Origin of the sequence: Novosphingobium sp. 18050 (assembly GCF_902706195.1) — a bacterium.
Lineage (GTDB): Bacteria > Pseudomonadota > Alphaproteobacteria > Sphingomonadales > Sphingomonadaceae > Novosphingobium.
In genome coordinates this window covers 1-1,126 of sequence record NZ_CACSJO010000072.1, presented here as the reverse complement: position 1 = coordinate 1,126, position 1,126 = coordinate 1, and the positions used below count along the sequence as shown (strand labels likewise).

General features: G+C 64.5%; 1 protein-coding gene. It reads left to right on the top strand.

Going from position 1 to position 1,126, the window contains the following annotated elements; translation table 11 throughout:
- Nucleotides 1–1,126: electron transfer flavoprotein-ubiquinone oxidoreductase (locus GVL61_RS24400; protein WP_159983866.1), on the top strand; the 1,126-nt coding region annotated here is incomplete at both ends.

Sequence of the window (1,126 nt, the reverse complement as noted above, 5' to 3'; positions counted from 1 at the left end):
GCGACAATGGCGCCGTGCTGGGCGTGCAGACCGGCGACATGGGCGTCGACCGCGAAGGCAACGAGAAGGGCGATTTCCAGCCGGGCATGAACCTGCTCGGCAAGTACACCGTCTTCTGCGAAGGCGCACGCGGCCATCTGACCAAGCGGCTGAAGGCGAAGTTCGACCTCGAGGCGACCTGCGAGCCGCAGATCTATGGCCTTGGCATCAAGGAACTCTGGGATATCCCGGCGGACAAGCACGTCCCCGGCCGCGTGATCCACACGCAGGGCTGGCCGATGAGCGAGAGCGACAGCTGGGGCGGCGGTTTCCTCTACCACCAGGCGAACAACCAGGTGGCGTTGGGCTTCGTGACGGCGCTCGATTACAAGAACCCCTACGTCTACCCGTTCGAGGAATTCCAGCGCTGGAAGCAGCACCCGGAAATCCGTGCGATACTCGAAGGCGGCAAGCGTGTGGCCTACGGTGCACGTGTCATTAACGAAGGCGGCTGGCAGTCAGTCCCGCAACTGGCATTCCCCGGCGGCGTGCTGGCGGGCTGCTCGGCAGGATTCGTCAACGTGCCGCGCATCAAGGGCACCCATACTGCGATGAAAAGCGGCATGCTCGCAGCGGAGTCGATCGCGGCCGCCATCAAGGCCGGGCGCGAGGCTGACACGCTGCAAGACTATGACGACGCGGTGCGCTCCAGCTGGATCGCCAAGGAACTCAAGCTCGTGCAGAATGCCGAGCCGATGGTCGCCAAGTGGGGCACCGAGCTGGGCACGGTTCTCGCCGGCGCCGACATGTGGCTGCGCACGCTATTCGGCTTCGGTCTGGCCAAGCCGATGAGGCACCACACCGACGCAAGCGAAACGCAGCGCGCGGATATGTACAAGCCGATCGCCTATCCCAAGCCGGACGGTGTCATCAGCTTCGACCGCCTGACCAGCGTGTCCTATTCGTTCACGAACCACGAGGAGGACCAGCCGGTCCACCTCAAGCTCAAGGACCCCGCGATCCCGACCGAGGTCAACCTGCCGGTCTATGCAGGGCCCGAGGCGCGCTATTGCCCGGCAGGTGTCTACGAGTTCGTCGATGCGGGAGCAGGCCCGAAGCTGCAGATCAACGCGCAGAACTGCGTCCA